Source organism: Mesorhizobium denitrificans, from assembly GCF_003403035.1.
GTDB classification, from domain to species: Bacteria; Pseudomonadota; Alphaproteobacteria; order Rhizobiales; family Rhizobiaceae; genus Mesorhizobium_G; species Mesorhizobium_G denitrificans.
Window position 1 is genome coordinate 414,315 of the sequence record NZ_QURN01000001.1, and the last position, 25,293, is coordinate 439,607.

Here is a 25,293-nt window from a genome sequence, read left to right on the forward strand (position 1 = left end):
AAGTATGCGTCTTGCGTGGCGCACTTTGCAGGGCGTAGAAGCGTTGCATAGCCTCCCGGAGGAATTTCAGGCGCATGCAGTCGGCTGTTCGCTATCCCGAACTCAACGGAGCATCCGTGCTCATAACCGGCGGCGGGTCAGGTATCGGCGCCGCGCTTACTGAAGGTTTTGCCAGACAGGGCAGCAGGGTTGCGTTTCTTGACATCGCTGAAGATGCGAGCATCGAACTGTGCACCCGTGTTGAGGCCGAAACCGGCATCCGTCCGCTCTTTCTGAAAACAGATGTGCGCGACGTTGCCGCGCTCAAGGCGTCCATCGCCCGTGCTGCCGAGGTGCATGGCACCATCACGGTTCTGGTCAACAATGCCGCGTGGGACCAGCGCCACGACCTCGAAGAAATGACGGTCGAGTACTGGGAAAACAATCAATCGATCAATCTGCGGCCACACGCGTTCAGTGCGCAGGCTGTCGCGCCGGGCATGAGGCGAGCGGGCGGCGGTTCGATCATCAATTTCACGTCGACCTCCTACCTGATCAATCACCCCGACATGCCATCCTATACGGCGGCCAAGGCCGGTATTGTGGGGCTCACCAAAGGGCTCGCAGGCCTGCTTGGCAAAGATAATATTCGGGTCAACGCTATCGCGCCTGGATGGGTCATTACAGAACGGCAGCGCAAGCTTTGGGTTACGGAAGAGTCGCTCGCAGCGCACGTTGCGAAGCAATGCATCAAGGATGTTATGGTGCCGGATGATATGGTTGGGCCGGTTTTGTTTTTAGCGTCAAACGCCTCGCGAATGCTCACCGCGCAAACCTTGATCGTTGACGGGGGCGTCCTGTGAGCGCCGCCAAACCCGCCGTCGCGGCGGTTGATTGGGGCACCACGCGTATGCGGGTTTGGCTTCTGGATGCCAAAGGCGAACCGTTGGGCGAACGGCGCAGCGACGAAGGTATGCTCTGCGCCGCAGGCATAGGCTTCAAGAATGTACTGGACCGGCACCTGGCCGAACTCGGCGCGCCCGACAATCTTCCGGTCATAATCTGCGGCATGGCTGGTGCGCGGCAGGGTTGGATCGAAGCGCCCTATGTCGAGACGCCAGCGTTGCTCGACGCCGTGCTTGGCGGCGCAATCTCCGTTCCCGGAAACAGCCGCGATGTTCGCATCATACCCGGCCTTGCGCAGCGCGACGCAGATGCGCCGGACGTCATGCGTGGCGAAGAAACGCAGCTTGCGGGTATTGCCGAGTTGCGCCAGCCCGGCAGTCATGTCGTCTGTATGCCGGGAACGCATTCCAAGTGGGTGTCGATCAAGGATGGAGCAGTCACCGGCTTCGGCACGTGGATGACGGGCGAACTCTATTCGATCCTGACTCAGCAATCCGTTCTGAAACACTCGGTTGGTGGCGGTGCGAACGCGGTCCTCGTCTCGTCCGAAGCCTTCGCGACTGGCGTCGAAACTGGCCTCACCGACCGCGCGGACCTCACATCGCATCTGTTTGGGATTCGCGCTGGCGGCCTTCTGCTCGGCCTTCGCCCGGAAGATGCGGCGGCGCGCCTGTCTGGCCTGTTGATCGGGGCTGAAATCGGTGCGGCGGAGCGGCGCTATCCGGCCACCGGGCCTGTCGTGCTGGTCGGTTCGGGCCTTATGTATAATCTCTACGAACGCGCCTTTGAAGTTGCGGGCATTGAAGCGCGACGTGCCGACGCTGAAAACGCGGTACGTTATGGGCTTTTTGACGCCGCCAAGCGCTGTGGAATGATCGGATAAAATCAATGAAAACAGCCGAATTTCCGAAGCTCAAGCGCAATCTCGTCGCCATTCTGCGCGGCCTTCGTCCCGAAACTGCGCTCGACTATGGTCGCGCTATATTCGAGGCCGGAATCGAAGCGATCGAAGTGCCGTTGAATTCGCCGGATCCATTCGTTTCCATCGAGCGTCTTGTGAAAGCGCTGCCGGAAACGACATTGCTCGGTGCGGGCACGGTTTTGACGGCGGCTGATGTGGACCGTCTGCACAATACGGGCGGGCGCTTGCTCGTCAGCCCCAACATTGATGCGGACGTAATGAGCCGCGCGGCACAGCACGGCATGGTAACGATGCCCGGCGTATTCACGCCTACGGAAGCCTTTCAGGCCATCGCGCTCGGCGCCTCGGCGTTGAAGTTTTTCCCTGCAAACGTATTGGGCGCGAAAGGCATTGCCGCCATCAAGGCGGTGCTTCCTGCCAATACGATCATCGGCGCGGTCGGCGGCGTTTCGGAAGATGACTTTGCCGACTACGCAAAAGCCGGCGTCACTGCTTTTGGCCTCGGCTCCAGCCTGTTCACACCATCGCTCAGTGTTGAAGATGTCGCGTTGCGCGCGCGCGCCGCGGTCATTGCTTACGACGAAGTCTATAGTGAATAGCCATGAGCGGAACAAAACGCATTACCGATCATGTTTGCCAGCTCGGGGAGGGGCCGACTTACGACCCTGCAACAGGGACGCTCTATTGGTTTGATATTGTCGGCTGCAAGTTGCTCGAAAAGGGCATGCCGGACGGCGAACTCGTCATCCACGAGCTACCCTTTATGGCAAGCGGCTTGGCGGTCATTGATCCTGTGCGGCAAATGCTTGTCACGGAACACGGGCTTTACATTCGCGAAGTCACCACCGGCAAGCTGACGCTGCACAAGGCGGTCGAGGGCGATAATGAAATCACGCGCTCGAACGATTGCCGCGTTCATCCCGGCGGAGCGCTCTGGTTCAGCACGATGGCCAAGGACGAGCGCACCGGCGCCGGCGCGATTTACTGGTACAGGGAAGGGGAGGTGAAGCTGCTTTTTCCTTCCATCACCATCCCGAATTCCATCTGCTTCTCGCCGGATGGCCGTATCGCTTATTACACTGACACGCACCAGAACCTGCTTATGCGCATTGCCTGCGATCCGGTAACGGGGCTTCCCGCAGGCGAACCGCAAATCTTCTACGCACATACTGGCGAAGGCGGTTTGGATGGGTCGGTTGCCGATGCTGCTGGCCTGTTGTGGAATGCGCGCTGGGGGGCTGGGTGCGTCGATGTCTATTCGCAAGATGGCAAGCATGTGCGCAGCGTGCCTGTGCCTGCACGGCAAGTTACCTGTCCGGTATTCGTCGGCAAGGATGCGTCGCACATGGTCGTAACCTCGGCCTGGAAGGGCATGAGCGAGCCAGAGCGCGCGGCCGACCCGCAGGCCGGGTGCACCTTCCTGCTGGACGTTGAGGTCAAAGGTCGTTTCGATCCGCCGGTGCGGTTGTAACATTGGCCCGCCCTGCGCTCCTGCTCGCATACGAAACCGAAGCCGCTTGCCGCGCTCAATTGCTTCGCGATGGGTTCGAGGATCGTCACGCCTTCGAGGTCAGTTCATATCTCGCGCAATCTACTGATCTGGCCGCGGAGTTTGACGACCTCGATGCAGCATTCGCGCGCCTCGGCATCTCGTTTCAGCCTGTCGAACTCGACAGGCTCGATGCCACTCTCGCCGAAAGCGATACTTCAAAAACTCTGGTCTGGACGCTGACGGACGGCATCGCCTATTTCCGGGGAAGCGTTGCGCCCGCCCTGGCGCGCCTGCGCGGGTTTCGCACATTCGGTTCGGACGATTCTCTCTTCGCTCTTTGTCAGGACAAGTTCAGAACCGGCGCAGTTCTTCACGCAATGGGCTTGCCATGTCCGCGCGCCGGTCTTGCTCGCGATGGCGTGTGGCTGGTCGAGCCTCCAGCCTCCGCGCTTGGCTGGTTTGTGAAGCCGAACAGGCTCGGCGCGAAAATCGGCATTTATTCGGATTCGCACGTTCAGCAACTTGAAGACGCGCTCGAAATCAGCCGGCGCGTTCATGCCGCTTATAGGGATGACGTGGTTGTACAGCCATATGTCGGCGGACGAAACGTCAGGGCCAGCTTCCTCGCGGTCGCGCGCACTGCGACGGTCGAAAAGCTCGGCATCAGTTTTGTTGATTCCGGCGGCGATTTTCAAACTATGCGGGACAGTCTCGCCCTTTACGGAGAAACAGGCGAGGCAGCCAAGGCATCCGGGACCTATGCGCAGCCGGAACTTCTCGATGTCGCGCTTTCGCTGCCGCACGCGGATCAGGCAATCCGCGCTGTCGCCGCGCGCTTGATGCAGACCCTCGGTCTGCGTGACGTGTTTTCGCTGGATCTGAGGGTGGAGCCGGACGGTGCGCTCCATCTCATCGAATTTGAAGTTTGTCCGGGCCTGCCCTGCTTCGATTTCCGCGATTATTGCAATCGCGTCTGGAACCTAAGCTTGTCCGAGGCTATGGCGCAGGCTGCTCTCGCTCGCCTGACGCACTGAATCAGACTTTAGCGATGCAGACCGAAGCGGAGCCACTCCGCACCATGCCGATCTGCGTTGCGGCGCCCTTGGAAAGATCAAGCAAACGCCCGCGCACGTAAGGGCCGCGATCATTGATACGCACAACCACGCTCTTGCCGTTGCGCGCGTTGGTCACTCTCAGCTTGGTGCCAAAGGGCAGATATTTATGCGCTGCCGTCAGATTGGATTGATTGAAGCGTTCCCCGCTGGCGGTGGAACGACCGTGAAACCCCGGTCCGTACCAGGAAGCCTTGCCGCATTGGGCATTCGCGACCGAAATTCCAGTGACCGATACCAAAGCCGCTGCGACCATGCCGGCGAGCGCCGACCGCTTTAATCCATTCATCAGGCGTTTCCTGTGCAATTAACGTTGCGCGCCGCGTAAGAATGAAATTTGCAGTTGTCAGGGCCACAATGTGACCATTGCAAGGCAACGCCGAGCCGTACGCCTTGGTTCCGCATGTTGAGAATTAGTATTGCAAAGAATATCTTAGATTAGAAATTGGGTATGTGTTCCTATAAATTTCAATAGTATGAAATATCATTTTACTCTTGCTGACATTTAGTCGCGCTGAAGTTCCGTCGGGTAAACTGGACATGGGAATACGTTAATCAGGTGCGGGTGCGCCCTATCGCGGGCAAATGAGCGCCGTTAGTTCGGCTATCTGCGTCGAACCGTAGCAAAAGCGCCCGAGCGTTCGGAAATAACTGGATAATTTTAGTTTAGAATAATTCTAAGGTATTGAAATAAAAGGATTTTGTTCGACTGTTTGTTGACAGCGGGTCCGGATTCGGCTTTATGGCGCTGAACCTTTGATGTGTGGGCCTTGAACCCATTCGATTGGAGGAAATGGTGATTGCCTTCTTCTCAGCGCCTTTCAGTGCGCGCCAACATCCCTGCGCAAAGCGCATTTTCCTGCACCCCGGTGCAGTTGTTAGCGCACGCTCGTGGCTTCGCGCCAAATCCGCGAAAAGCTTTGCTAGTCGCAGTGGCCACCATTTCGCGCGCCCACCGAAAAAGCTCACACATCAAGCCAATTTACTCGCTCGCGCCGAGCGGGCCGCAGTTCACTAAGGAGAATATAATGGGGATTTCATCGCTAATCGCGCCGCGCCGTGGCAGGTTGGCCGCCATTGCGGCGACTGCGGCGTTGACTGCTGCCGTTTTCGTCCTGCCCGCCAAGGCGGCAACAGACCCGAAGGCCGTCGTCAAGAATTATTCGGACATTGCGTTGGCAATGTACACGGACTCGCTGACCACGGCACAGGCGCTGCAGACCGCTGTTGATGCGTTGATCGCCAAGCCGTCGCAGGAAACGCTCGATGCCGCCCGCACGGCATGGAAGGCCGCGCGCGTTCCCTATCAGCAGACCGAAGTCTATCGTTTCGGCAATGCCATCGTCGATGATTGGGAAGGCAGGGTGAATGGCTGGCCGCTCGATGAGGGCCTGATCGACTATGTCGACAAGTCATATGGCACCGAGTCGGACGAGAACGCGCTCTACACGGCAAACGTAATTGCCAATAAGGAAATCGAGATCGACGGCCAGAAGGTCGACACGTCCAAGATAACGCCGGACCTTCTGTCGGGCACGCTGCAGGAAGCCGGAGACATCGAGGCAAACGTCGCTACCGGCTATCACGCGATTGAATTTCTGCTCTGGGGGCAGGATTTGAATGGCACCGGTCCCGGTGCCGGCAACCGTCCTTATACGGATTACGACACCGCCAACTGCACGGGTGGCAATTGCGACCGTCGCGGTGACTATCTGAAGGCCGCGACCACGCTGCTGGTCAGCGATCTGCAGGATATGGTCAACAACTGGAAAGAAGGCGGGGAGGCGCGTAAGGCGCTCGAAGATGGTGAACCGAATGCTGCCATTTCGACCATCTTCACCGGCATGGGTTCGCTTTCCTATGGCGAACTGGCTGGTGAGCGCATGAAACTGGGTCTCATGCTGCATGACCCGGAAGAGGAGCACGACTGCTTCTCCGACAACACTTATAATTCGCATCTTTATGACGCCACCGGCATCCGAGACATCTATCTCGGCGCCTACAAGCGTGTGGACGGTTCCGTTGTTTCCGGTCCTTCCGTGTCCGATCTGGTCAAGGAGACCGATCCGGCAATCAACACCGAACTGACCGGCAAGCTCGACACGACGATTGCCAAGATGGAGGCCATGAAGGCGCGCGCGGAGGGCGGTGAGGCTTACGACCAGCAGATCGGCGAGGGCAACACTGAAGGCAATGCGACCGTGCAGGCCGCAATCGATGCGCTCATTGACCAGACCAAGTCGATTGAACGTGCCGTGTCTTCACTTAAGCTCGAGGCTATCGCATTCGAGGGTTCGGACAGCCTGGATGCGCCCGACAAGGTGTTCCAGTAAGAAAAATCCGCTAGCCAGACGGGGCGCCGCGTGCCCTGTCAGCCACCAGAGTAAATCATGCTGATTTGTCACTGCAACCTCATCACTGAAAAAGAGATCGAAGCAACGATTCTTGAATTGCTTGACGAGGATGCTTGGCAGTTGATCGTCCCTGCGAAAGTTTACCACAGGCTTCACAAGCGCGGTCGTTGTTGCGGCTGCTTTCCAAATGTGGTGGAAACGATCATTCGGATAACCGAAGCATATCATTCGCGCTCGCAAGCGGGCGGTTTGGATGTCGTTTCACACCTGGACCGGGTCAGAGGACTTCGAGTCCAATTTGGGAGCAAAACCTATGAAGGGCGACAAAGAAATAATCGAGCGGCTTAATGAGGCGCTTTTTCTCGAACTTGGCGCCGTAAACCAATATTGGCTTCACTACCGACTACTGGAAGACTGGGGTTTTATGAATCTGGCAAAGAAAGAGCGAGCAGAGTCCATCGAAGAGATGCAGCACGCTGACAAGCTCGTCGCCCGCATCATCTTCCTCGAAGGTCATCCGAACCTTCAGTCGGTCGCTCCGCTGCGCATTGGCCAGACCGTGAAGGAAGTACTGGAAAGCGATTTGGCCGGCGAATATGACGCCCGCACCTCCTACAAGAAGTCGCGCGAAATCTGCAATGACAAGGGTGACTACGTCACCATGAAACTCTTCGAGGAACTGCTGATCGACGAAGAAGGCCATATCGACTTCCTCGAAACACAGCTCCAGCTTTTGGAAACCATCGGCGAGGCCAAGTATGGCCAGCTCAACGCCGCCCCGGCCAACGAAGCCGAGGGCGCTCACTAAGGAAATGCCATGCGGCGCAAAATAAGCGTTTTGCGCCGCACAGCTCGTGTAGTCACCATGCCATTCACGCGTTTTCCGCGTGCGCCAAGCCTTGCGCGCGCCTTCCTTGGCTGCACCCTTGTGCTGGCCGTCTATCCCGCTCATTCGGATGACCAAAACCCGCCCGGGCTTGCCGGCATCCGCAGCGACATCAATGCAAAAGATCTGGCGCGCATTCGCGGCGTCACCGAGCCTACCGGCGATTTCAGCAAGTCCGAAGCCTTCGAGCTGATGCCCGGAGGTGCCGGCACAACGAAGAAGCGACCCAATCAGGACGCCTTTTCCCAATCGTCAGCCAACATCACCTTTGAGGAAGAGGCCACCTTCAAGCTCGGCAATGGGCTGTTCCGTAAGGTTTGGGTTTCCGCGCCGTCCTCCACGCAAGCGTCGGATGGCCTTGGTCCGCTGTTCAATGCGCGTGCCTGTCAAAGCTGCCATTTGAAGGACGGTCGCGGTCACCCGCCGGAAGGCGCTGCCGACAGCACCTCCATGTTTTTGCGGCTTGCCCGCGCGGCAGACACCGAAGAAGAAAAGCGCGCCGTGGCCGATCATCGCGCACTGAATTTCCCGGATCCCGTTTACGGTTCGCAACTTCAAGACCTTGCGGTTCCCGGCCTTGCTGGCGAAGGGCGCATGAAGATCGCCTATGAGGAAATCCCGGTCACTTTGAGTGATGGCACAAAGCTGTCGCTGCGCAAGCCGACTTATTCTGTCGAGAACCTTGGTTACGGGCCTTTGGACCCGCGCACCACGCTTTCGCCGCGTGTGACGCCGCAGATGATCGGACTCGGCCTCGTCGAGCAGATTCACCCGGCCGATATTCTCGCTCTGGCCGATCCTGACGACAAGAATGGCGACGGTATTTCCGGCAAGGTCAGCATCGTGCGTGACGGCGCTACCGGAGAACTGACGCTTGGCCGCTTTGGCTGGAAGGCGCAGACGCCGAGCATTCGCGAGCAGTCAGCCGATGCGTTCGCTGGCGACATTGGCATTTCCACGCCGGAGGTTCCGAAAAGCTGGGGCGATTGCACCGAGGCGGAGGCCGCGTGCCTCGCGATGCCGGTTGGCGTGCAAGAGCGTCTTGGGCCTGTCGAAGCGCCGCCGCCCGTCATGGACCTCGTCGCTTTCTATTCGCAGAATCTGGCGGTCCCGGCGCGCCGCAATATGGACAAGCCAAACGTTCTTGCGGGCAAGAAGCTGTTCTACGAAAGCGGCTGCATTTCCTGCCACCATCCGAAATTCGTTACGCGCAAGGACGCGCCGAACAAGGCGCAGAGCTTCCAGCTCATCTGGCCTTATTCCGATTTCCTCCTGCACGATATGGGCGAGGATTTGGCAGATGGGCAGCAGGTGGGTGTCGCAACTGGCAGCGAGTGGCGTACACCGCCGCTTTGGGGCGTCGGCCTCACCAAGCGCGTCAACGGTCACACCTTCTTTCTGCATGATGGGCGCGCGCGCAATCTCACTGAAGCCATTCTGTGGCACGGAGGCGAGGCGCAAGCCGCTCGCGACACCTTTGCCGGGCTATCGGCAGCGGATCGCCAGAATCTGATCGATTTTCTGGAGTCTCTGTGATGCTGGATATCAGGCGCCGTTTACCGGATGTCATGATCGTCGCGGTGCTGACAAGCGCGTGTTGGCTCAGCCCGGCGCAAGCGGCCAACCAGACCATCACCAACGCGGTGGACGGCTTCATTCGTCCCGCCTACCGAAACTTTGCGGACGCTACCGAAAAGCTCAATCCTGCACTCAGCACGCTCTGCCAGTCGCCGAGCGAGCAATCGCTTGAGGGTGCGCGCGCGGCCTTCAGGCAGGCGCTCATCGCATGGGGCGAGGTGGAGATTATTCGCATCGGCCCTGTCACCGAGGAAAACCGGCAGGACCGCATCCTGCATTGGCCCGACCGCAAGGGCATTGGCCTGAAACAGGTTCAGGCCGCGCTTTCTAGCGAAGACCCCACCGCAGCGGACGCTGCCCGTCTGGCGCAAAAGAGCGTGGCTATGCAGGGCCTCGGCGCGCTGGAGTATCTGGTTTCCGGCACCGGCGCAGACGACAAGGCCGCATGGGGCGACACCTATCGTTGCCGCTACGCGCAGGCGGTCGCCGGCAATCTCTCCACAATGGCCGCAAGCATTTCGAAGGCATGGGACGCGCCGAATGGCTTCGCCGCCACGTGGGAAAATCCATCGCCTGACAACACGCTCTATCGAGACGACGCGGAGTCATTGACCGATCTGCTCGACGTTTTCGTGCAGGGAACGGAAATGGTTCGCGACGTCCAGCTGAACGGCTTTTTTGGCGCATCCGCCAGCGACGACAAGGTCAAACAAGCGATCTATTGGAGGTCGAACGGCACAATCGACGCGCTCAACGCTAATTTTGATGGCCTGTCGAAGCTCTTCGAAGCATCGCATATCGCTGATCTTGCAACCGGCGATGAATCCTATCTCGGCAAGTCAATAGACTTCCAGTTTGCCAACGCGCACGACAGTTTGAGCAGTCTCAAGGGCAAGCCCGTCGAGGCAATACTTGCCGACGAAAAGATGCGACAAAAGCTGTCTTTCTTCCGCGTGTTGACCTCCAGCCTTTCTGAAATGTTCGGCACGCGTCTTTCCGGCGCGCTCAAGCTCACCGCGGGCTTTTCCTCGCTGGATGGAGATTGACCGTGGTCAGAAATCTGATCGACCGCCGCGCCTTCATGAAAGCCGCCGGGCTTGGATTTGTGGCGGCACTCTCGCAAAAGGGCCTGGCCGCGGCCGCAGAGACGGACGCCGTATTTGCAACGGCGTTCCAGCGCCGCGATGGCAGCTACGGTGCAGCGATAATGACGGAGCAGGGGAGTGTCGTACACTCAGTGGTGCTGCCGGAGCGCGGCCACGACATCACCTTCGATCCAATCTCGCGGCGTTCGGTCATCTTTGCGCGCCAGCCCGGCACCTTCGCCGTGGTGTTCGATCCCGCGGGCAAGGCCGCGCCCGTCACAATCGACAGCCTCGAAGGCCGGCATTTCTACGGTCACGGCGCGTTCTCGCCGGATGGCGGCCTGCTTTACGCAACAGAAAACGATTTCGACAACGCGGCTGGCATGGTTGGCATTTACGATGCGCGCGACAAGTTCCGCCGCATCGGCGAATTCCCGACCTATGGCGTCGGTCCGCATGAACTGATCCTGCTTGGCGACGGTCGCACGCTCGCGGTTGCAAATGGCGGCATCGAAACCCACCCGGATTTCGGTCGGGCCAAGCTCAACCTCGCAACCATGAAGCCGTCATTCGTTTTCATCGACAGGCTGACCGGCAGCCTGCTTGAAAAACACGAACTACCGACCAAGCTGCACCAGCTTTCCATCCGGCATATGGACATCGACAAAAATGGCACGGTCTGGTTCGGCTGTCAGCACGAAGGCCCGGCAACCGAAACGCCGCTGCTCGTCGGCAAGGTCGAGCGCGGCAAAGCGTTCGGCCTCATCGACATGCCGGAGAAAATTCTCGGCGGCTTCCGCAATTATATCGGCTCGGTTGCGGCCAACCGCGATGCGGGAACAGTCGCCGTGTCCTCGCCGCAGGGCAACGCCTATGCGATCATCGACGCTGCTTCCGGCAATGTGCTTTCCGCGAAAAGCTTGACCGAAGTCTGCGGCCTCGCACCGGATGGCTCAGGCTTCCTCGTCAGCACGGGTAAGGGTGAAATTGTAGCCCCCGGCAGTAATCCGGTGATCGAACCGGACTATGTCTGGGACAATCATTTGCTGCGCATCGACACCAAGCTGCTTTAGAAGCTGGCCCCGTCGACCTTTTTCGGATGCAGTTTGTCAGGGTCGACGCCTTCAAGGCAGCGCGCGTTCACTGCAATCATTTCCGCGCCGCCCGGCCCTTTGCCGTGCGCGAAGGATTGTATCCCGCAAGTCGAACAGAACATGTGATGAATCATATGTCTGTTGAACTGATATTCGGTCATCGCGCCTTCGCCGGAGTTCATGCGGAATGATGCTGGTGACACGAATGTCAGGATCGAGCCGAGGCGCCTGCAGCGCGAACAGTTGCAGCTCACCGTCTTGTCGAGGTCGGCATCCACCTCATAGCTCACTGCGCCACACTGGCAGCTGCCTTTGTAAGTCTCAACGCTCATACATTCCTCCATTGATCTCGCTTTCTAGCACCCACGCGTCGCCGCTGGAATCCATTCTTACAAGCTGATAACGGGGCGTCATGGTGCAGGTGCTTGATCGCATAAAATTGGAACTGCCGGTTCGTGCAGCAATCCCGCCGCTTCTCGATGCTCTAGCAAACAGAAACAGTGCGGTTTTGGTTGCGCCGCCCGGCGCGGGCAAAACAACGCTTGTGCCGCTGGCTTTGTTCGACCAGCCCTGGGCGGCCCATGGCAAGATTATCCTGCTCGAACCGCGTCGTCTCGCAGCCCGCGCTGCCGCTCGCCGCATGGCCGAACTACTGGGCGAAGAGGTCGGCAAGACGGTTGGCTACGCGATGCGCATGGAAACGCGCACCTCTGCCGCAACGCGAATTTTGGTCGTCACCGAAAGCGTGCTCTCGCGCATGATCCTCGACGATCCCGAACTCTCCGGCGTCGCCGCCGTTCTGTTCGATGAGTTTCACGAGCGCTCGCTTGATGGCGATTTTGGATTGGCGCTCTCGCTCGACGTTCAGGGCGCGTTGCGCCCAGACCTTCGCCTGTTGGTCATGTCGGCCACCATTGATGGCGCGCGCGTGGCATCGCTGCTCGGCAATGCGCCGGTGATCGAAAGCGAGGGGCGAAGCTTCCCGGTCGATATTCGCTATGCCGAGCGCCCGGCAGGCGAACCGGTTGAAGATGCGATGGCCCGCGCTATCCGCGAAACACTGGCAGCGGAGCAGGGCAGCATCCTCGCCTTCCTGCCTGGGCAGCGCGAGATCGAGCGCACAAAGGAGCGCTTGCAGGACCGTATTCCTGCCGACACCGACCTTGTGCCGCTCTATGGCATGATGGATGGTAAAGCGCAGGATCAGGCCATCCGCCCGCCGCCGCCCGGTCGCCGCAAGGTCGTGCTCGCAACCGCTATCGCGGAAACGTCGATCACCATTGATGGCGTCCGCGTCGTCATCGATTCCGGTCTGGCGCGTGTACCGCGCTACGAACCTTCCATTGGCCTGACGCGGCTGGAAACCGTGCGCGTTTCGCGTGCCTCTGCCGATCAGCGCGCGGGCCGCGCAGGCCGTACGCAACCCGGCGTTGCCTTGCGCCTTTGGCGCGCAGAGCAAACCGCAGCACTTCCCGCTTTCACTCAGCCCGAAATCCGCGAAGCAGACCTTTCCGGCCTGCTTCTGGACAGTGCCGCTTTTGGCGTTTCCGATCCCGCGCAACTGGCCTTTCTCGATCCGCCGCCCGCTCCCGCCTTGGCTGAAGCGCGCGCTCTGCTGGTCGAACTTGATGCGCTGGATGCCACCGGTCGTCTGACGGAAACGGGCACATCCATGCGCAAGCTCGCGCTGCCGGTCCGGCTGGCGCATATGGTCGCCGAGGCCGCTCGCAACGGCGAAGCTCACGAGGCCGCACTGCTCGCCGTGTTGCTCACCGAGCGCGGTTTGGGTGGTGAGGCCGTCGATCTTGAACGCCGCATGTCGCGCTTTGCTTCCGACCGTTCGCCGCGAGCCAACGCCGCGCGCCAGCTTGCCGAGCGGCTGGCAAGGCAGACCGGTGCCAAGCCATCTCAAGTCGTCGCGCCAGCGCATATCGGCTCGCTGCTGATCCATGCGTGGCCAGACCGTGTCGCTAAAGCGCGAGGTGCGCGTGGTACCTTCGTTCTCGCAAACGGGCGCGGCGCTTCCATGCCTGAAACCGACTCGCTTGCGGGCGGACAATTTCTCGTCGTCGCGGATTTGCAGGGCAAGGCGCAGTCGTCCCGCATCGCTGCTGCCGCCGCCCTCACCGAAGCTGACATCCGCGCGGCACTTGGCGATAAAATCGAACGGCAGGTTGAGACACAGTTCGATCCCGAGCGCGGCTCCGTCCGTGTACGCGAGGTCACCCGGCTCGGCGCGATCACCTTCGCCGAGCGCATGTTGCCATCGCCGAAGGGTGCCGACGCCGACAACGCCATCATTGCTGCCGTGCGCGCGCATGGCCTCGGCATTCTGCCTTGGAGCAAGGAAGCCATCCAATTGCGCCGCCGCCTGCATTGGCTTCATCGCGGCCTTGGCGAGCCGTGGCCGGATATGTCGGATGCGTTCCTCATCGATCATCTGGAAGACTGGCTCCTGCCGTTCCTCACCGGCGAGCCTGACCTGAAGCGCATCGACCCGGCAGCTTTGCGCATGGGGCTGCTGTCGCTTGTGCCGCACGATTTGCAGCGCAAACTGGATGCACTCGCCCCCACGCATTACGCAGCGCCGTCTGGCAGCAACGCGCCCATCGACTATGAAGGCGAGAAGCCTACGCTCTCCATCCGCGTGCAGGAACTGTTCGGCCTTTCGCAACATCCTTCCATCGCCAATGGAACGGTGCCGCTGGCGCTGGAGCTTCTTTCGCCGGCTCACCGTCCAATCCAACTCACCAGCGACCTACCCGGCTTTTGGCGCGGCTCGTGGGCGGATGTGCGCGCCGATATGCGAGGCCGTTATCCCAAACATGTCTGGCCCGAAGATCCGATGACCGCGCAGGCAACCAATCGCGCCAAGCCGCGCGGCAAATGATTTGCCCATGCGGCCTGCCCGGAGCATAACAGCGCAATGAGAGAAGACGTCTTTTCCAATCCGTCGCCATCCAACCGGCTGCGGCTCAACACGCTGATCCGCTTGCGCTGGCTGGCAATCATCGGCCAGAGCCTCACCGTTCTCACTGTCGCCTATTGGCTCCACTACCCCTTGCCGGTCAGCCTCTGCTTCGCGCTCATCGCGTGTTCTGCCTGGCTCAATCTGTTTCTGGCGTTTCGTTATCCGGCGGCACATCGGCTCGGTCCATCTGCTGCCTTCGGCATATTGATCTTCGACAGCGCGCAATTGGCGGGCCTTCTTTACATGACCGGCGGGCTGACAAACCCGTTCGCGCTGCTGCTCACGGTTCCGGTCGTCATCTCCGCCACGTCGCTGCCTTTGCGGCTAACCGCAATACTCGGCGGCTGCGTCATGGCGGCGGCAACGCTTCTGGTGTTCTTCCATCTGCCGCTTCCGTGGGTTGATGGCGAAAGCCTCAACATTCCCTTTGTCTATGTCGCCGGCATGTGGATGGCGGTTTTCTCCTGCATCTCCTTCACCGGTCTTTATGCGTTCAGGGTGGCAGAGGAAGCGCGCCAGTTGGCCGACGCGCTCACCGCTACTGAACTCGTCCTGCTGCGCGAGCAACATCTGTCTGCGCTGGATGGCCTTGCCGCTGCGGCGGCACATGAACTCGGCACGCCGCTGGCAACCATAACTCTTGTCGCGCGCGAGATGGAGCGATCGCTTGGCAATGACAGCCGCTACCGCGAAGACGTTACGCTACTGCGAACGCAGGGCGAGCGCTGCCGCGAAATCCTCAAGCGTCTCACCAGCCTTTCCAGCGAAAGCGAGGAACATCTTGCGCGCCTGCCGCTCACCTCGCTGATCGAGGAGATCACTGCCCCACATCGGGACTTCGGCATCGGCATTGATCTCGTGCCCGAAGTACGGATTGGCCCGGAACCAGTCAGCCAGCGCAATCCGGGTGTCATCTACGGCTTGGGCAATCTTGTCGAAAACGCCGTCGATTTTGCGCGCGAAAAAGTGACTATCCGCTGGAACTGGGACAACTCGTTGGTGCGTATTTCGATCCTCGACGACGGCCCCGGCTTCCCGCCGGAAATCATCGACCGCATTGGCGAGCCTTACGTCTCGACACGGCAGGGCAATCCCGATTCAGGAGGCGGCGGCCTGGGGCTTGGCCTTTTTATCGCAAAGACTTTGCTTGAGCGTTCGGGCGCCGATCTGAAGTTCGGCAACGCTACCGGAAGAGGCGAGGGCGCACTCATTGAAATCGTTTGGCCACGCCGAATCTTCCTTGGCAGTGAGGCTCAATCCGAAATACGCAAGGAAATTGCCTGAATATTCATATGCACTGTTGGAACGTGTCGCTCAAAGTGGCTATATGTTTTCAAGAAAAAGGCAGCATTGATCCAAAATGAACATCGAAGCCAACGCACCTCAAGTAACCGGCGACGACACTTCGCTTTTACTGGTGGATGACGATAAGCCGTTCGTCACCAGACTGGCCCGCGCTATGGAAGCGCGTGGTTTCGTTGTCGACACCGCCGAGAGCGTTGCTGAAGCCGTAGCAAAAGCGAAGGCGCACCCGCCAGCCTATGCCGTTGTCGACATGCGTTTGGGTGACGGCAACGGCCTCGATGTTATTGCCGCAATCCGCGAAAAACGCGCCGATGCGCGCGCGGTTATCCTGACGGGTTACGGCAATATCGCGACCGCCGTCACTGCCGTTAAGCTGGGTGCAATCGATTACCTCTCGAAGCCCGCAGACGCTGATGATGTGTTCGCCGCGCTCACCAACAGCGGCGAGCAACGCGCGGCCCCACCGGAAAATCCAATGTCCGCTGACCGGGTTCGCTGGGAGCACATCCAGCGCGTGTTTGAAATGTGCGACCGCAACGTTTCGGAAACGGCGCGGCGGCTCAACATGCATCGCCGCACGCTCCAGCGCATCCTCGCCAAACGCGCGCCTCGCTAACCGCTATTCGCTTTCGCCGTCCAGCGCTGCGATCTGCACACCGGCAATCTCCGCCGCCAGCAATCGCGCCGCTCCCGCTCGCGCCAGCCGCAGCATGAGCGATTTCCGCGTTGCGGCCGCCATCCGGTGCTCCGGCGCATCGCGCATTATTTCCGCGCCATAGCCGTCGGAGAGAATGAAGCCACATTCCTCGGGAAAAATCTCAGACGGCACGCCCGGATGCGTCGCGAAGAAAAAGCGATCGGAATGCAGCCTGTATTCCGGCCATTTCCGGTCCACCCGAAAATCCTCGATCGAGGATTTGATTTCGATGATCCATATGTCGCCTTGGCGTGTCAGCGCAACGAGATCGGCCCGCCGCCCGGTCGCGAGGCAAAGCTCCGGCAACACGTGCATTCCCATTTCGGTCAGCAGTCGCTGGACGCCCCGCCGCACGAGCATCGCGCGATCTGATTGGCGTCCGTCGACGAGTGGGTTCACGGAGAATGGCGAAACGATAGGCATGAATCAACATGCCACGCTTTGTTCACGTTTTGAACCCGTTTTTCGCATCGCCTGCAATATCATCGAGAATCGGGCAATCCGGGCGATTGTCGCCGTGGCAAGCGCTGACCAATTTTCGCAACGTCGCCTGCATGGATTTCAACTCCGCGATCTTCTGCTCGATTTCGTCCACATGCGAAAGCGCGATGGCGCGCACATCCTGACTGGCGCGGTTGCGGTCGCGGTAGAGTGCCATGAGCTGGCGGCAATCATCGATTGAGAAGCCGAGGCCTCGCGCGCGCCTCAAAAACGACAATCGATGGATGTCGTCCTGCGAATAGTCGCGATAGCCGTTCTGCGCGCGTGCGGGGAAGATCAGGCCAATCTCTTCGTAATAGCGAATCGTTTTCGACGGCAGGCCGGATTGTTCGGCAGCTTGACCAACATTCATTGCAATTCCTCACTGATCTGTGATCGGCACTTCGGCCCGTTCGATATAGCAAACGCGTCGTCAAGCGCGGTAGCAACGCAAAGTTGTTGCCGAAATGCCATAGATGCACAGGACACGCGCTCTCTAACCCCAAAGATAGGGTTGAGGACCTTGGCAATCAAATGGCCGCCCGCTTAACAATTGCGGCGAAGATGAGGCCGAATCGAAACGGGCGGGTGGAGAGCGGATGAAGCTGAAAGCGGCATTGGTAGCGATGGCATTGAGCACCGGGCTCGCCGGTTGCAGCTTCGATGGCATGCCTACGCTTATGGTCGCCAATTACGGTGCGACCCGCGATCTCGGTTATTCGCTGCCTGCAATTCCCGTTTACAAGGTGCCCGCGCAGTATCGTCGCCAGATCGTGCGTTATGACACCAGCGAGCAGCCGGGCACGATCATTGTCGATACTGGCCGCAAGTTTCTCTACTACGTTCTGCCCGATGGCAAAGCCGTTCGTTATGGCATCGGAGTAGGTCGCGAAGGTTTTGAGTGGCATGGAACGGCCCGCGTTGCGTTGAAGCGCGAGTGGCCGACCTGGACTCCTCCGGCAGCGATGATCAAGCGCCAGCCGGAATTGGCAAAATGGGCGGGCGGACAGCCGGGCGGGTTAATGAATCCGCTCGGTGCCCGCGCCCTTTATCTTTTCAACAAGGGCGGCGACAGCGGCTACCGTCTGCACGGCACGCCGGAGTGGTGGTCGATTGGCAAGGCCATGTCGTCCGGCTGCATCCGTTTGATGAATCAGGACATTATCGATTTGTATGATCGCGCCAGCGTTGGCGCAAAAGTAATAGTGATGTAAGCGAACCGTCCGGCAACAAGGACTAAAAGCGTACTAAAAAGCCGGGCATTGCCCGGCTTTTTTGATTCTGCTTTGTCGCTGGTTTCAGGAGACTTGCTCGACCTCTTGCACTTCGGGAATGAAGTGCCGCAGCAGGTTCTGAATGCCGTGCTTCAACGTGGCGGTCGAGGATGGGCAACCGGCGCAGGCGCCCTTCATGTTCAGGAACACGGTGCCGTTTTCATATCCGCGGAAGGTGATGTCGCCGCCGTCCTGCGCCACCGCGGGGCGCACGCGCGTGTCGAGCAATTCCTTGATCGTCAGCACAATCTCTTCGTCGGCCTTATCGTAGAATTCGTCCGCCTCGTCAGCATCGGCCTGACGCGGGGCGCTGTTCGCCATCACCGGCATGCCGGTCATGAAATGCTCCATGATCGCGCCGAGAATTGCGGGCTTCAGATGCTGCCAATCGGGGCCATCGGCTTTCGTTACGGTGATGAAATCATAGCCGAAAAATACGCCGTTCACGCCATTGATAGCGAACAGGCGGCCAGCCAGCGGAGACGATGCCGCCGCGCTGTCGGCATCACGAAAATCGGCAGTGCCGTCTACCATCACTTCACGGCCCGGAAGAAACTTCAATGTCGCCGGGTTCGGCGTGGCTTCGGTCTGGATGAACATGATAAACTCCGCGCGCGTAGCGCTTCTTTCTTAGAACTGTTCTAAAATAGACTGGAACGGCTCTGCGTTCAAGTCTGTTCCAGCCTATATATGGCATCCGCGCGCAATATCACAGACACGTCGACGAAAAGAGACGCGCGCCTGCGTTTGAACTCGGCTTTGCCACGCCCGGAGCCATAGCGAAGGGCGGGGTGGTGCCGGCAGGCGGATGAGGGGTAAACAGTCCGTTGTGAACGCAGCCCATAACTACGTCAGGCTGTCGATCTCTTCGTCAGACAGGTTCATTGGCACGACGGTAACAGGAATGGGGAAGGCGGCCGCCTTGCCTGCAATTGAGGCAACCAGCGGGCCGGGGCCTTCCTTGTTGCTGCCGGCAGCAAGCACCAGGATCGCGATGTCCTGATCGTCTTCTATCAGCTTATGAATTTCCTCGGTCGCCTTGCCCTCGCGCACGACGAGTTCCGGCTCGATGCCGAGCTTGCTCCTGATCTTTGCCGCAGCATTGTCCAGCGCCGCATTAGCTGTTGCTGTCGCTTCCTCGCGCATGATGCGCTCCACGCCAAGCCATTGCTGGAAATCGGTGGGGTCGATCACATAGAGCAGCACGACGACGCCGTTGGTGTTCAGCGCGCGCTTGGAAGCATAGGCAATGGCGCGCTCGCATTCCGGCGTGTCGTCGATAATCGCCAGAAATTTGCGTCTGTGTCCGGCCTCTCGGCTCAGTCGTTTGGATACCATGGAATCAGGTTTTCCGGTGTCGCTGTTCCCGGCAATCTGCCACCGGGCCGGCCCGCTCGCAAGCGGGCCGATTATCCGGATTATTGGTCCTGCAACAGTCCGATGATCGAACGCACATCATGCATGGTGGCTTCGGCCAGCGCGCGGGCGCGGTCGCCGCCATCGCTCAGAACGCCGTCCACATATGTGCGGTCGGCGCTGATGCGGCGCATTTCTTCAGCAATCGGAGCCATCGTCACAACGGCAAGCTCGGCCAGCGCAGGCTTGAAGATCGAAAACTGCGTTCCTCCGAATTCCTTCAATACCTGCTCCTTGCTGATGTCCGCCAGACCCGCATAGATGCCGACGAGGTTTTCCGCCTCCGGCCTACCCGCCAGCCCATCGACTTCGCTTGGCAATGCATCGGGGTCGGTCTTTGCCTTCTTGATCTTTTTCGAGATCGTGTCGGCATCGTCCGTCAGGTTAATGCGTGACAAATCCGAAGGGTCGGACTTGGACATCTTCTTCGAGCCATCGCGCAGCGACATGATGCGCGCGGCGGCTCCGCCGATAATCGGCTCGGTGATCGGGAAATAACCATTCACCGTCTCGTCGCCAACCTGCATTTCCACACCGAGATTGCGCGCGGCAATGCGCTCCGAAAAGTCATTGTTGAACTTCTGCGCAATGTCGCGGGTCAGTTCGAGGTGCTGCTTCTGGTCTTCGCCAACCGGCACATGCGTCGCGCGATAGAGCAGGATGTCCGCCGCCATCAGGCTCGGATAGGCAAGCAGGCCGAGCGAGGCGTTTTCACGATCCTTGCCTGCCTTGTCCTTGAACTGCGTCATGCGGTTCATCCAACCGATGCGCGCGACACAATTGAATATCCAGGCCAGCTCGGCGTGCTGCATGACGCGGCTCTGGTTGAAAACAATGTGCTTTTGCGGGTCGATGCCCGATGCCAGAAACGCCGCCGTAATGGAGCGCGTCTGGTCTTCCAGATCGTCGTGAACGAGCTGGGCTGTCAGCGAGTGCAGATCGACGACGCAGTAAATGCAGTCGTAGTTGTCCTGCAACGCAACGAAGCGCCGGATTGCACCGAGATAGTTTCCGAGATGCAGATTGCCTGTAGGCTGGACGCCCGAGAAAACGAGCGGTTTGAAGGCAGACATGTCAAATTCCTCGTGGCTTGTGGAGGGCCGTTTCGCGCGCGGCGAAAATCGCGTGCGGCTTATGGCGCAAGCGCGGCCCTCAATCAAGCTCGTTGTTGGTCGCAGGTGCTGTGCCAGCCTTGCGCCGCACGCTGCGCCGGATCATTCCAATGTCGGCCCCGCCAATTGCAAACGCCGCCACGAAATAAACCAGCGCGCCGCAAGCCGTCAGCATCAGCAGCGCCGGTGCCTGCGTGTGCAGCCGAACACCGCTGTGAAGATAAGGCGCGAACCATTCGCTGCCATACCACAGCACGCCTGCCATGATCGCGGAAGCGAGGAATAGGCGCGGAATGCGTTTCAGCAGCCCGGTATCCTTCCCCCAATGGCCGCGCCGCTGCAGCGTCACGAACAGCATCGCGGCGTTCAGCCAGCCGGAAACCACGGACGCCACCGCGATACCCGGCGCACCCATGCGCGGCAGCAAAGTGATCGCCAGCGCAAGGTTCACCGCCACTGAGATCGCTGCGTAGATCATCGGCGTGCGCGTGTCTTCGCGCGCAAAGAAGCCTGGCGTGAAGGCCTTGATCAACACGAATGCTGGCAAGCCCAACCCGAAAATCGCGAGAATTGCGGAGACGGTCGGCGTGCTGTTCGTCGCGGCAAACTGCCCGCGCTCGTAAAGCACGCGCACAATCGGCTCGGCTATCACCACCAGCGCTGCCGCCGCTGGCAGTGTGAGAAACAGCGTAAACTCCACCGAGCGGTTCTGCAGGTTTTCCGCCTCGGCCATATTGTTGGCTTTCAGCGCGCGCGCCAGTTCCGGAAGCAGTACGATTGCCACGGCGATGCCAACCACACCGAGCGGAAGCTGATAGATGCGGTCGGCATAGGCCAGCGAGGAAACCGCGCTGCTGACACCCGATGCAATCGCGGTTCCAACCAGCGTGTTGATCTGCGTAATACCACCCGTCACGGCCGCCGGCAGCGCAAGCAGCAGCAGTCTTTTCACGTTCGGCGTCAGGTGTGGACGGCGGAAGCCAATTGAAATGCCAGCGTGGCGCACGGCTGCCCATACAATCGCAAGCTGCACGATGCCTGCCGCCAAAACACCCCATGCCAGCGCATAGCCGATGTCGAAATCCGTCAAATCGTAATACCAGGCGTAGGCCAGCACAGAGATCAGGATGATATTGAGAAACACCGGCGCAACCGCTGCTGCAAAGTAGCGGCGCAGTGAATTGAGCATTCCGCTCATCATTGCCGCCAGCGACATGCAGATCAGATATGGAAACATGATCGTCGCGAGCCGTACGGTCATGTCGAACTTCTGCGGTTGCTCTGCGAAGCCCGGCGCCACGCCGTATCGCACGATCAGCGGCATGGACAATTCCATGATGATCGTCAGCGCGAGCAGCGCGGTGAACAGCACGCCGAACACTTCTTCCGAAAAGCGCTTGGCGCCATCCGTGCCGTTCGCCTCGATCTCCTTGGCAAACAACGGTACAAAAGCCGAGTTAAAGGCGCCTTCCGCAAACAGCCGCCGGAATGTGTTTGGAAACTGAAACGCGGCATTGAAAGCGTCTGCAATTGGGCCTGTGCCCAGCGCCGCCGCCATGAACATCTCGCGCGTGAAGCCGAGGATTCGGCTCATCAGCGTGCCCGACGCAACCGTGGCAAATTTCTTGACGAGGCTCATGCAAGGAACCCCTCATCCGCCAGCCGGCACCTTCTCCCACATGGGGAGAAGGCAGAACCTTTCATTCCCGGTTTCAACCTTCGACGCTGCAAGGCAAGCGAAGCTATACAATTACCCTCCTTCTCCCCTTGTGGGAGAAGGTGCCGGCAGGCGGATGCGGGGTATTCTAAGCTCTGTACGCTCATTCCGTTATTTCCCTGCCGTCGAAGCGCGCTCTTTTTCGGCGGGCTTTTCGCGGCTACCGGCCAGCGCTTCAAGCAGGCACGTCTGAATGGCTTTTTGCCGGGAGGGGTTTTCGATTTTCTGGCCGGTCAGGTCGGTTACGTAGAACGTGTCGATCACCTTTTCCCCAAAAGTCGTGATATGCGCCGACGCGATGTCGAGCGACAAATCGGACAGCGCCCGCGTTATTTCGGACAGCAAACCGGGACGATCCAACCCTTCTACTTCGATAACCGAAAAACGATTGGACAAGGAATTTCGGATTGCAACGCGCGGTTCGATCACAAACGCCTTGGCACCCCGGCGTAGCTTGGTGCGCTTTTCAATAATGTCGGGCAGCCAGCTCTTGCCGCTCAGCGCATCCTCGATCAGCCGTCCCACGCGTTCGCCCCGGCGCAATTCGTCTTCGTCGCGCTCGAACTCGCGCGCAATCAGGATTGTATCGAGCGCACGCCCATCAGACGTGGTGAACACTTGCGCATCGACAATATTGCCGCCCGCCGCCGCGCAGGATCCCGTAATCACCGAGAGCAGGCGCGGGTGGTCCTGCGCGAGAACAGTGATCTCCGTGACCGCCTCGAAGCGATGCACCTTCACCATGGTGGCGACTTTTCTGTCGTGCTTGTCGGCATCGCGGATGAACTCCGCATGGCGCACCTGATCGGCAAGATCGACAGTCAGCAGATAATTATCATAGTGCAGGGCCGCATATTTCGTGCCCAGCCCTTGCGGCCAGCTACTCAACGCTTCCTCAAGCTCGGTGCGGGCGGATTGTGTACGCTCGGCGCGCGACACCTCCGAGAAGCCACCGGTCAGCAAGAGCTCCGTCTCGTAATAGAGTGTGCGCAAAAGCTGGCCCTTCCAGCCGTTCCACACGCCGGGGCCAACTCCGCGAATATCGCAAACTGTAAGGATGAGCAGCAGCTTCAACCGATCGACCGACTGCACGATGGAGGCAAAATCATCAATCGTCTTGCGGTCGTTCAGGTCGCGAGTCTGCGCCGTCATGGACATGGCCAGATGGTTTTCCACAAGCCACGCCACAAGTTCGGTATCGGCGGGCGACAGCCCCATATGCGGGCAGATATGCCGCACGATGCGTGCGCCACCTTCAGAATGATCCTCAGGGCGTCCCTTGGCGACATCGTGTAGAAGCACGGCGACGTAAAGAACTTCGCGATACCGGCGCAGACCCGGCATCAGCGTGTGGGAAAGCGGATGTACTTTTGCGCCTTCGCCATGCTCGATTTCAGACAGCACGCCGATGCAACGGATAAGATGCTCGTCGACCGTGTAGTGGTGGTACATCGAGAACTGCATCATCGCGACGATCTTGCCGAATTCCGGTATCAGCTTGCCGAGCAACCCGGCTTCGTTCATGCGCCGAAGGTTCAGTTCCGGGTTCCGGTCCGAGCTTAGGATATCGAGGAAAAGCCGGTTGGCTTCCTTGTCGCGCCGCAGGTTCCGGTCCACCAGATTGAGCGAGCGGGTCAGCAGTTTCAGCGCATCTGGATGAAACTCGAACCCATGTCGATCCGCAAACCAGAACAGCCGCAGCATGTTCACCGGATCGCGCTTGAACACCGCATCGTCGGAAACATTAATGCGATGATTATCGACTATGAAATCGGATGTGCCTGCAATCTTGCGCTTGCGTCGCGAGAAAGTAGCAAAAATGCGGTTGAAGCCGGGAACGTGTTTGGCCTGCTCTTCCTCAAGCGCGGCACAGAAAATGCGGGTCAGGTCGCCCACATCTTTCGCCACGAGGAAGTAGTTTTTCATGAAGCGCTCAACCGCAGAAAGGCCGGGGTGGTCGGTATAGCCGAGCCGTGCGGCGATTTCCCGTTGCAGGTCGAAATGCAGCCGCTCTTCGGCCTTCCCCGCAAAGAAATGCATGTGGCAGCGAACCGCCCATAGAAAATCTTCGGCCTTCTTGAACTGCAAATATTCCTGTCGGGTGAAAACCTCTTTTTCCACCAGTTCCGCAGCGTCGCGCACGCGGTAGAAATACTTGCCGATCCAGAACAGCGTATGCAGGTCGCGCAGGCCGCCTTTGCCGTCCTTCACGTTGGGTTCGACCAGATAGCGGCTTTCGCCGCCCTTGGCGTGCCGCGTGTCGCGCTCGGCCAGCTTCGCCTGCACGAATTCCGGTCCCGTATTGCGCACGATCTCATTGTCAAACCGGTGCACCAGATCGTCAAACAGCGCTTTTTCACCCCAGATGAAACGCGCCTCCAGAATGGATGTGCGGATCGTCATATCCGCCTCTGACTGGCGCAGGCATTCATCCACATTGCGCGTGGCGTGGCCCACCTTCAGCCCCATGTCCCATAGCACATAGAGCATGTATTCCACGATCTGCTCGCCCCAAGGGGTCTGCTTGTAGGGCAGCAGGAAAAGCAGATCGATGTCCGAGCCGGGCGCGAGCAGCCCTCGCCCATAGCCACCAACCGCAACAATTGCCATGCGTTCGGCTGTGGAAGGATTCTGCGAGCGATAAACATGCTCGGTCGCGAAGTCATAGAGAACGCAAATAAGCTCATCCATCAACTGGCAGAGCCATTCGGCGCATCGTGTGCCGTCGCCGGTTTTGATGAGCGCAGCCTCCGCCTCGGCGCGCCCGGCGGCAAGCTCTTCCTTCATGATGCTCAGCACTTGCGCCCGGATCGCCGGACTGGAGCCGTCGCCGCCTGAATGCGCCGTCAACGCCGTGAGTCTGGAGCGCAACGCATCCGAGTCGATAAAGGAATCAGCGGTGGCCATTCGTAT

General features: G+C 59.5%; 24 protein-coding genes. 15 read left to right on the forward strand and 9 right to left on the reverse strand.

Features of this window, described 5'->3' with window-relative positions:
- The first annotated feature begins 74 nt into the window (after nucleotides 1-74).
- From DY251_RS01945 to DY251_RS01965, 5 genes are read left to right on the forward strand one after another with little or no spacing between them, the layout of a single operon-like run.
- The gene (locus DY251_RS01945) at nucleotides 75-842 is read left to right on the forward strand and encodes an SDR family NAD(P)-dependent oxidoreductase (RefSeq protein ID WP_116622134.1); all 768 of its coding nucleotides are present in this window, start codon (nucleotides 75-77) and stop codon (nucleotides 840-842) included.
- Nucleotides 839-1,768 (forward strand): 2-dehydro-3-deoxygalactonokinase, encoded by a 930-nt coding sequence (locus tag DY251_RS01950; protein WP_281004430.1) that lies wholly within the window; start codon nucleotides 839-841, stop codon nucleotides 1,766-1,768. The genes DY251_RS01945 and DY251_RS01950 overlap by 4 nt, the downstream gene beginning before the upstream one ends.
- Nucleotides 1,769-1,773: 5 nt before the next feature.
- The gene (locus tag DY251_RS01955) at nucleotides 1,774-2,406 is read left to right on the forward strand and encodes a 2-dehydro-3-deoxy-6-phosphogalactonate aldolase (RefSeq protein WP_116622135.1); all 633 of its coding nucleotides are present in this window, start codon (nucleotides 1,774-1,776) and stop codon (nucleotides 2,404-2,406) included.
- 2 nt (nucleotides 2,407-2,408) lie between these two features.
- Nucleotides 2,409-3,278 carry an SMP-30/gluconolactonase/LRE family protein gene (locus DY251_RS01960; RefSeq protein ID WP_116622136.1) on the forward strand — a complete coding sequence of 290 codons (870 nt, stop codon included), beginning with the start codon at nucleotides 2,409-2,411 and terminating at the stop codon, nucleotides 3,276-3,278.
- Nucleotides 3,279-3,280: 2 nt separating this feature from the next.
- Entirely contained in the window at nucleotides 3,281-4,333 is a 1,053-nt protein-coding gene (locus tag DY251_RS01965) for a D-alanine--D-alanine ligase family protein (RefSeq protein ID WP_116622137.1), read from the forward strand.
- Between the two features lies 1 nt (nucleotide 4,334).
- On the opposite strand, the gene DY251_RS01970 is transcribed toward DY251_RS01965, so the two are convergent.
- Nucleotides 4,335-4,700, reverse strand: a complete 366-nt coding sequence (locus tag DY251_RS01970) for a septal ring lytic transglycosylase RlpA family protein (protein WP_116622138.1) — start codon at nucleotides 4,698-4,700, stop codon at nucleotides 4,335-4,337.
- Between the two features lie 739 nt (nucleotides 4,701-5,439).
- On the opposite strand from DY251_RS01970, the gene DY251_RS01975 reads away from it, so the two are divergent.
- The 6 genes from DY251_RS01975 to DY251_RS02000 are packed head-to-tail and all read left to right on the forward strand — an operon-like array spanning nucleotide 5,440 to nucleotide 11,387.
- The gene (locus tag DY251_RS01975; protein WP_116622302.1) at nucleotides 5,440-6,744 is read left to right on the forward strand and encodes an imelysin family protein; all 1,305 of its coding nucleotides are present in this window, start codon (nucleotides 5,440-5,442) and stop codon (nucleotides 6,742-6,744) included.
- Between the two features lie 57 nt (nucleotides 6,745-6,801).
- The gene (locus DY251_RS01980; protein ID WP_116622139.1) at nucleotides 6,802-7,113 is read left to right on the forward strand and encodes a (2Fe-2S)-binding protein; all 312 of its coding nucleotides are present in this window, start codon (nucleotides 6,802-6,804) and stop codon (nucleotides 7,111-7,113) included.
- Nucleotides 7,079-7,573 carry a bacterioferritin gene (gene bfr, locus DY251_RS01985; RefSeq protein WP_116622140.1) on the forward strand — a complete coding sequence of 165 codons (495 nt, stop codon included), beginning with the start codon at nucleotides 7,079-7,081 and terminating at the stop codon, nucleotides 7,571-7,573. Before DY251_RS01980 ends, bfr begins: the two co-directional genes overlap by 35 nt.
- Before the next feature lie 9 nt (nucleotides 7,574-7,582).
- Nucleotides 7,583-9,187, forward strand: a complete 1,605-nt coding sequence (locus tag DY251_RS01990) for a di-heme oxidoreductase family protein (RefSeq protein WP_116622141.1) — start codon at nucleotides 7,583-7,585, stop codon at nucleotides 9,185-9,187.
- Nucleotides 9,187-10,275: an imelysin family protein gene (locus tag DY251_RS01995; protein WP_245415817.1), complete on the forward strand. Its 1,089-nt coding sequence runs from the start codon at nucleotides 9,187-9,189 to the stop codon at nucleotides 10,273-10,275. The genes DY251_RS01990 and DY251_RS01995 overlap by 1 nt, the downstream gene beginning before the upstream one ends.
- A 35-nt stretch (nucleotides 10,276-10,310) precedes the next feature.
- Nucleotides 10,311-11,387, forward strand: a complete 1,077-nt coding sequence (locus DY251_RS02000; RefSeq protein ID WP_425373268.1) for a DUF1513 domain-containing protein — start codon at nucleotides 10,311-10,313, stop codon at nucleotides 11,385-11,387.
- On the opposite strand, the gene DY251_RS02005 is transcribed toward DY251_RS02000, so the two are convergent.
- Nucleotides 11,384-11,740 carry a GFA family protein gene (locus tag DY251_RS02005; protein WP_116622142.1) on the reverse strand — a complete coding sequence of 119 codons (357 nt, stop codon included), beginning with the start codon at nucleotides 11,738-11,740 and terminating at the stop codon, nucleotides 11,384-11,386. The two genes, DY251_RS02000 and DY251_RS02005, sit on opposite strands and share 4 nt — an antisense overlap.
- Before the next feature lie 80 nt (nucleotides 11,741-11,820).
- Between DY251_RS02005 and hrpB the strand changes: the two genes are divergently transcribed.
- From hrpB to DY251_RS02020, 3 genes are all read left to right on the forward strand, one after another.
- Nucleotides 11,821-14,298, forward strand: coding sequence for an ATP-dependent helicase HrpB (gene hrpB, locus DY251_RS02010; RefSeq protein ID WP_116622143.1), 2,478 nt, complete (start codon nucleotides 11,821-11,823; stop codon nucleotides 14,296-14,298).
- Nucleotides 14,299-14,334: 36 nt separating this feature from the next.
- Nucleotides 14,335-15,663, forward strand: a complete 1,329-nt coding sequence (locus tag DY251_RS02015) for an ActS/PrrB/RegB family redox-sensitive histidine kinase (protein ID WP_116622144.1) — start codon at nucleotides 14,335-14,337, stop codon at nucleotides 15,661-15,663.
- Nucleotides 15,664-15,739: 76 nt separating this feature from the next.
- Nucleotides 15,740-16,300, forward strand: coding sequence for an ActR/PrrA/RegA family redox response regulator transcription factor (locus DY251_RS02020; RefSeq protein WP_116622145.1), 561 nt, complete (start codon nucleotides 15,740-15,742; stop codon nucleotides 16,298-16,300).
- Between the two features lie 3 nt (nucleotides 16,301-16,303).
- On the opposite strand, the gene DY251_RS02025 is transcribed toward DY251_RS02020, so the two are convergent.
- Nucleotides 16,304-16,804, reverse strand: a complete 501-nt coding sequence (locus tag DY251_RS02025) for an MmcB family DNA repair protein (RefSeq protein WP_116622146.1) — start codon at nucleotides 16,802-16,804, stop codon at nucleotides 16,304-16,306.
- Nucleotides 16,805-16,826: 22 nt separating this feature from the next.
- Nucleotides 16,827-17,234, reverse strand: a complete 408-nt coding sequence (cueR, locus tag DY251_RS02030) for a Cu(I)-responsive transcriptional regulator (protein WP_116622147.1) — start codon at nucleotides 17,232-17,234, stop codon at nucleotides 16,827-16,829.
- 226 nt (nucleotides 17,235-17,460) lie between these two features.
- Between cueR and DY251_RS02035 the strand changes: the two genes are divergently transcribed.
- On the forward strand, nucleotides 17,461-18,075 hold the full coding sequence (locus tag DY251_RS02035; protein WP_116622148.1) for a L,D-transpeptidase: 615 nt from the start codon (nucleotides 17,461-17,463) through the stop codon (nucleotides 18,073-18,075).
- An 84-nt stretch (nucleotides 18,076-18,159) separates the two neighbouring features.
- On the opposite strand, the gene DY251_RS02040 is transcribed toward DY251_RS02035, so the two are convergent.
- The 5 genes from DY251_RS02040 to DY251_RS02060 form a co-directional block, all read right to left on the reverse strand.
- Nucleotides 18,160-18,735 carry a NifU family protein gene (locus DY251_RS02040; protein WP_116622149.1) on the reverse strand — a complete coding sequence of 192 codons (576 nt, stop codon included), beginning with the start codon at nucleotides 18,733-18,735 and terminating at the stop codon, nucleotides 18,160-18,162.
- Between the two features lie 246 nt (nucleotides 18,736-18,981).
- Nucleotides 18,982-19,473, reverse strand: coding sequence for a universal stress protein (locus DY251_RS02045; protein WP_116622150.1), 492 nt, complete (start codon nucleotides 19,471-19,473; stop codon nucleotides 18,982-18,984).
- Between the two features lie 80 nt (nucleotides 19,474-19,553).
- Entirely contained in the window at nucleotides 19,554-20,624 is a 1,071-nt protein-coding gene (gene trpS, locus DY251_RS02050; RefSeq protein WP_116622151.1) for a tryptophan--tRNA ligase, read from the reverse strand.
- A gap of 79 nt (nucleotides 20,625-20,703) precedes the next feature.
- The gene (gene murJ, locus DY251_RS02055; protein WP_116622152.1) at nucleotides 20,704-22,302 is read right to left on the reverse strand and encodes a murein biosynthesis integral membrane protein MurJ; all 1,599 of its coding nucleotides are present in this window, start codon (nucleotides 22,300-22,302) and stop codon (nucleotides 20,704-20,706) included.
- Nucleotides 22,303-22,491: 189 nt separating this feature from the next.
- Nucleotides 22,492-25,287 carry a [protein-PII] uridylyltransferase gene (locus tag DY251_RS02060; RefSeq protein WP_116622153.1) on the reverse strand — a complete coding sequence of 932 codons (2,796 nt, stop codon included), beginning with the start codon at nucleotides 25,285-25,287 and terminating at the stop codon, nucleotides 22,492-22,494.
- Nucleotides 25,288-25,293 lie beyond the last annotated feature (6 nt).

Bases quoted from the DNA above. Each gene is read 5' to 3' on its own strand.
- hrpB (WP_116622143.1), top strand. From the start codon at position 11,821: ATGGTGCAGGTGCTTGATCGCATAAAATTGGAACTGCCGGTTCGTGCA.
- DY251_RS02060 (WP_116622153.1), bottom strand. From the start codon at position 25,287: ATGGCCACCGCTGATTCCTTTATCGACTCGGATGCGTTGCGCTCCAGA.
- DY251_RS01960 (WP_116622136.1), top strand. From the start codon at position 2,409: ATGAGCGGAACAAAACGCATTACCGATCATGTTTGCCAGCTCGGGGAG.
- murJ (WP_116622152.1), bottom strand. From the start codon at position 22,302: ATGAGCCTCGTCAAGAAATTTGCCACGGTTGCGTCGGGCACGCTGATG.
- DY251_RS02020 (WP_116622145.1), top strand. From the start codon at position 15,740: ATGAACATCGAAGCCAACGCACCTCAAGTAACCGGCGACGACACTTCG.
- DY251_RS01975 (WP_116622302.1), top strand. From the start codon at position 5,440: ATGGGGATTTCATCGCTAATCGCGCCGCGCCGTGGCAGGTTGGCCGCC.
- DY251_RS01990 (WP_116622141.1), top strand. From the start codon at position 7,583: ATGCGGCGCAAAATAAGCGTTTTGCGCCGCACAGCTCGTGTAGTCACC.
- DY251_RS01945 (WP_116622134.1), top strand. From the start codon at position 75: ATGCAGTCGGCTGTTCGCTATCCCGAACTCAACGGAGCATCCGTGCTC.
- DY251_RS02005 (WP_116622142.1), bottom strand. From the start codon at position 11,740: ATGAGCGTTGAGACTTACAAAGGCAGCTGCCAGTGTGGCGCAGTGAGC.
- DY251_RS02025 (WP_116622146.1), bottom strand. From the start codon at position 16,804: ATGCCTATCGTTTCGCCATTCTCCGTGAACCCACTCGTCGACGGACGC.
- DY251_RS02040 (WP_116622149.1), bottom strand. From the start codon at position 18,735: ATGTTCATCCAGACCGAAGCCACGCCGAACCCGGCGACATTGAAGTTT.
- cueR (WP_116622147.1), bottom strand. From the start codon at position 17,234: ATGAATGTTGGTCAAGCTGCCGAACAATCCGGCCTGCCGTCGAAAACG.
- DY251_RS02035 (WP_116622148.1), top strand. From the start codon at position 17,461: ATGAAGCTGAAAGCGGCATTGGTAGCGATGGCATTGAGCACCGGGCTC.
- DY251_RS01955 (WP_116622135.1), top strand. From the start codon at position 1,774: ATGAAAACAGCCGAATTTCCGAAGCTCAAGCGCAATCTCGTCGCCATT.
- DY251_RS01970 (WP_116622138.1), bottom strand. From the start codon at position 4,700: ATGAATGGATTAAAGCGGTCGGCGCTCGCCGGCATGGTCGCAGCGGCT.
- DY251_RS02015 (WP_116622144.1), top strand. From the start codon at position 14,335: ATGAGAGAAGACGTCTTTTCCAATCCGTCGCCATCCAACCGGCTGCGG.
- DY251_RS02045 (WP_116622150.1), bottom strand. From the start codon at position 19,473: ATGGTATCCAAACGACTGAGCCGAGAGGCCGGACACAGACGCAAATTT.
- DY251_RS02000 (WP_425373268.1), top strand. From the start codon at position 10,311: ATGAAAGCCGCCGGGCTTGGATTTGTGGCGGCACTCTCGCAAAAGGGC.
- bfr (WP_116622140.1), top strand. From the start codon at position 7,079: ATGAAGGGCGACAAAGAAATAATCGAGCGGCTTAATGAGGCGCTTTTT.
- DY251_RS01980 (WP_116622139.1), top strand. From the start codon at position 6,802: ATGCTGATTTGTCACTGCAACCTCATCACTGAAAAAGAGATCGAAGCA.
- DY251_RS01995 (WP_245415817.1), top strand. From the start codon at position 9,187: ATGCTGGATATCAGGCGCCGTTTACCGGATGTCATGATCGTCGCGGTG.
- trpS (WP_116622151.1), bottom strand. From the start codon at position 20,624: ATGTCTGCCTTCAAACCGCTCGTTTTCTCGGGCGTCCAGCCTACAGGC.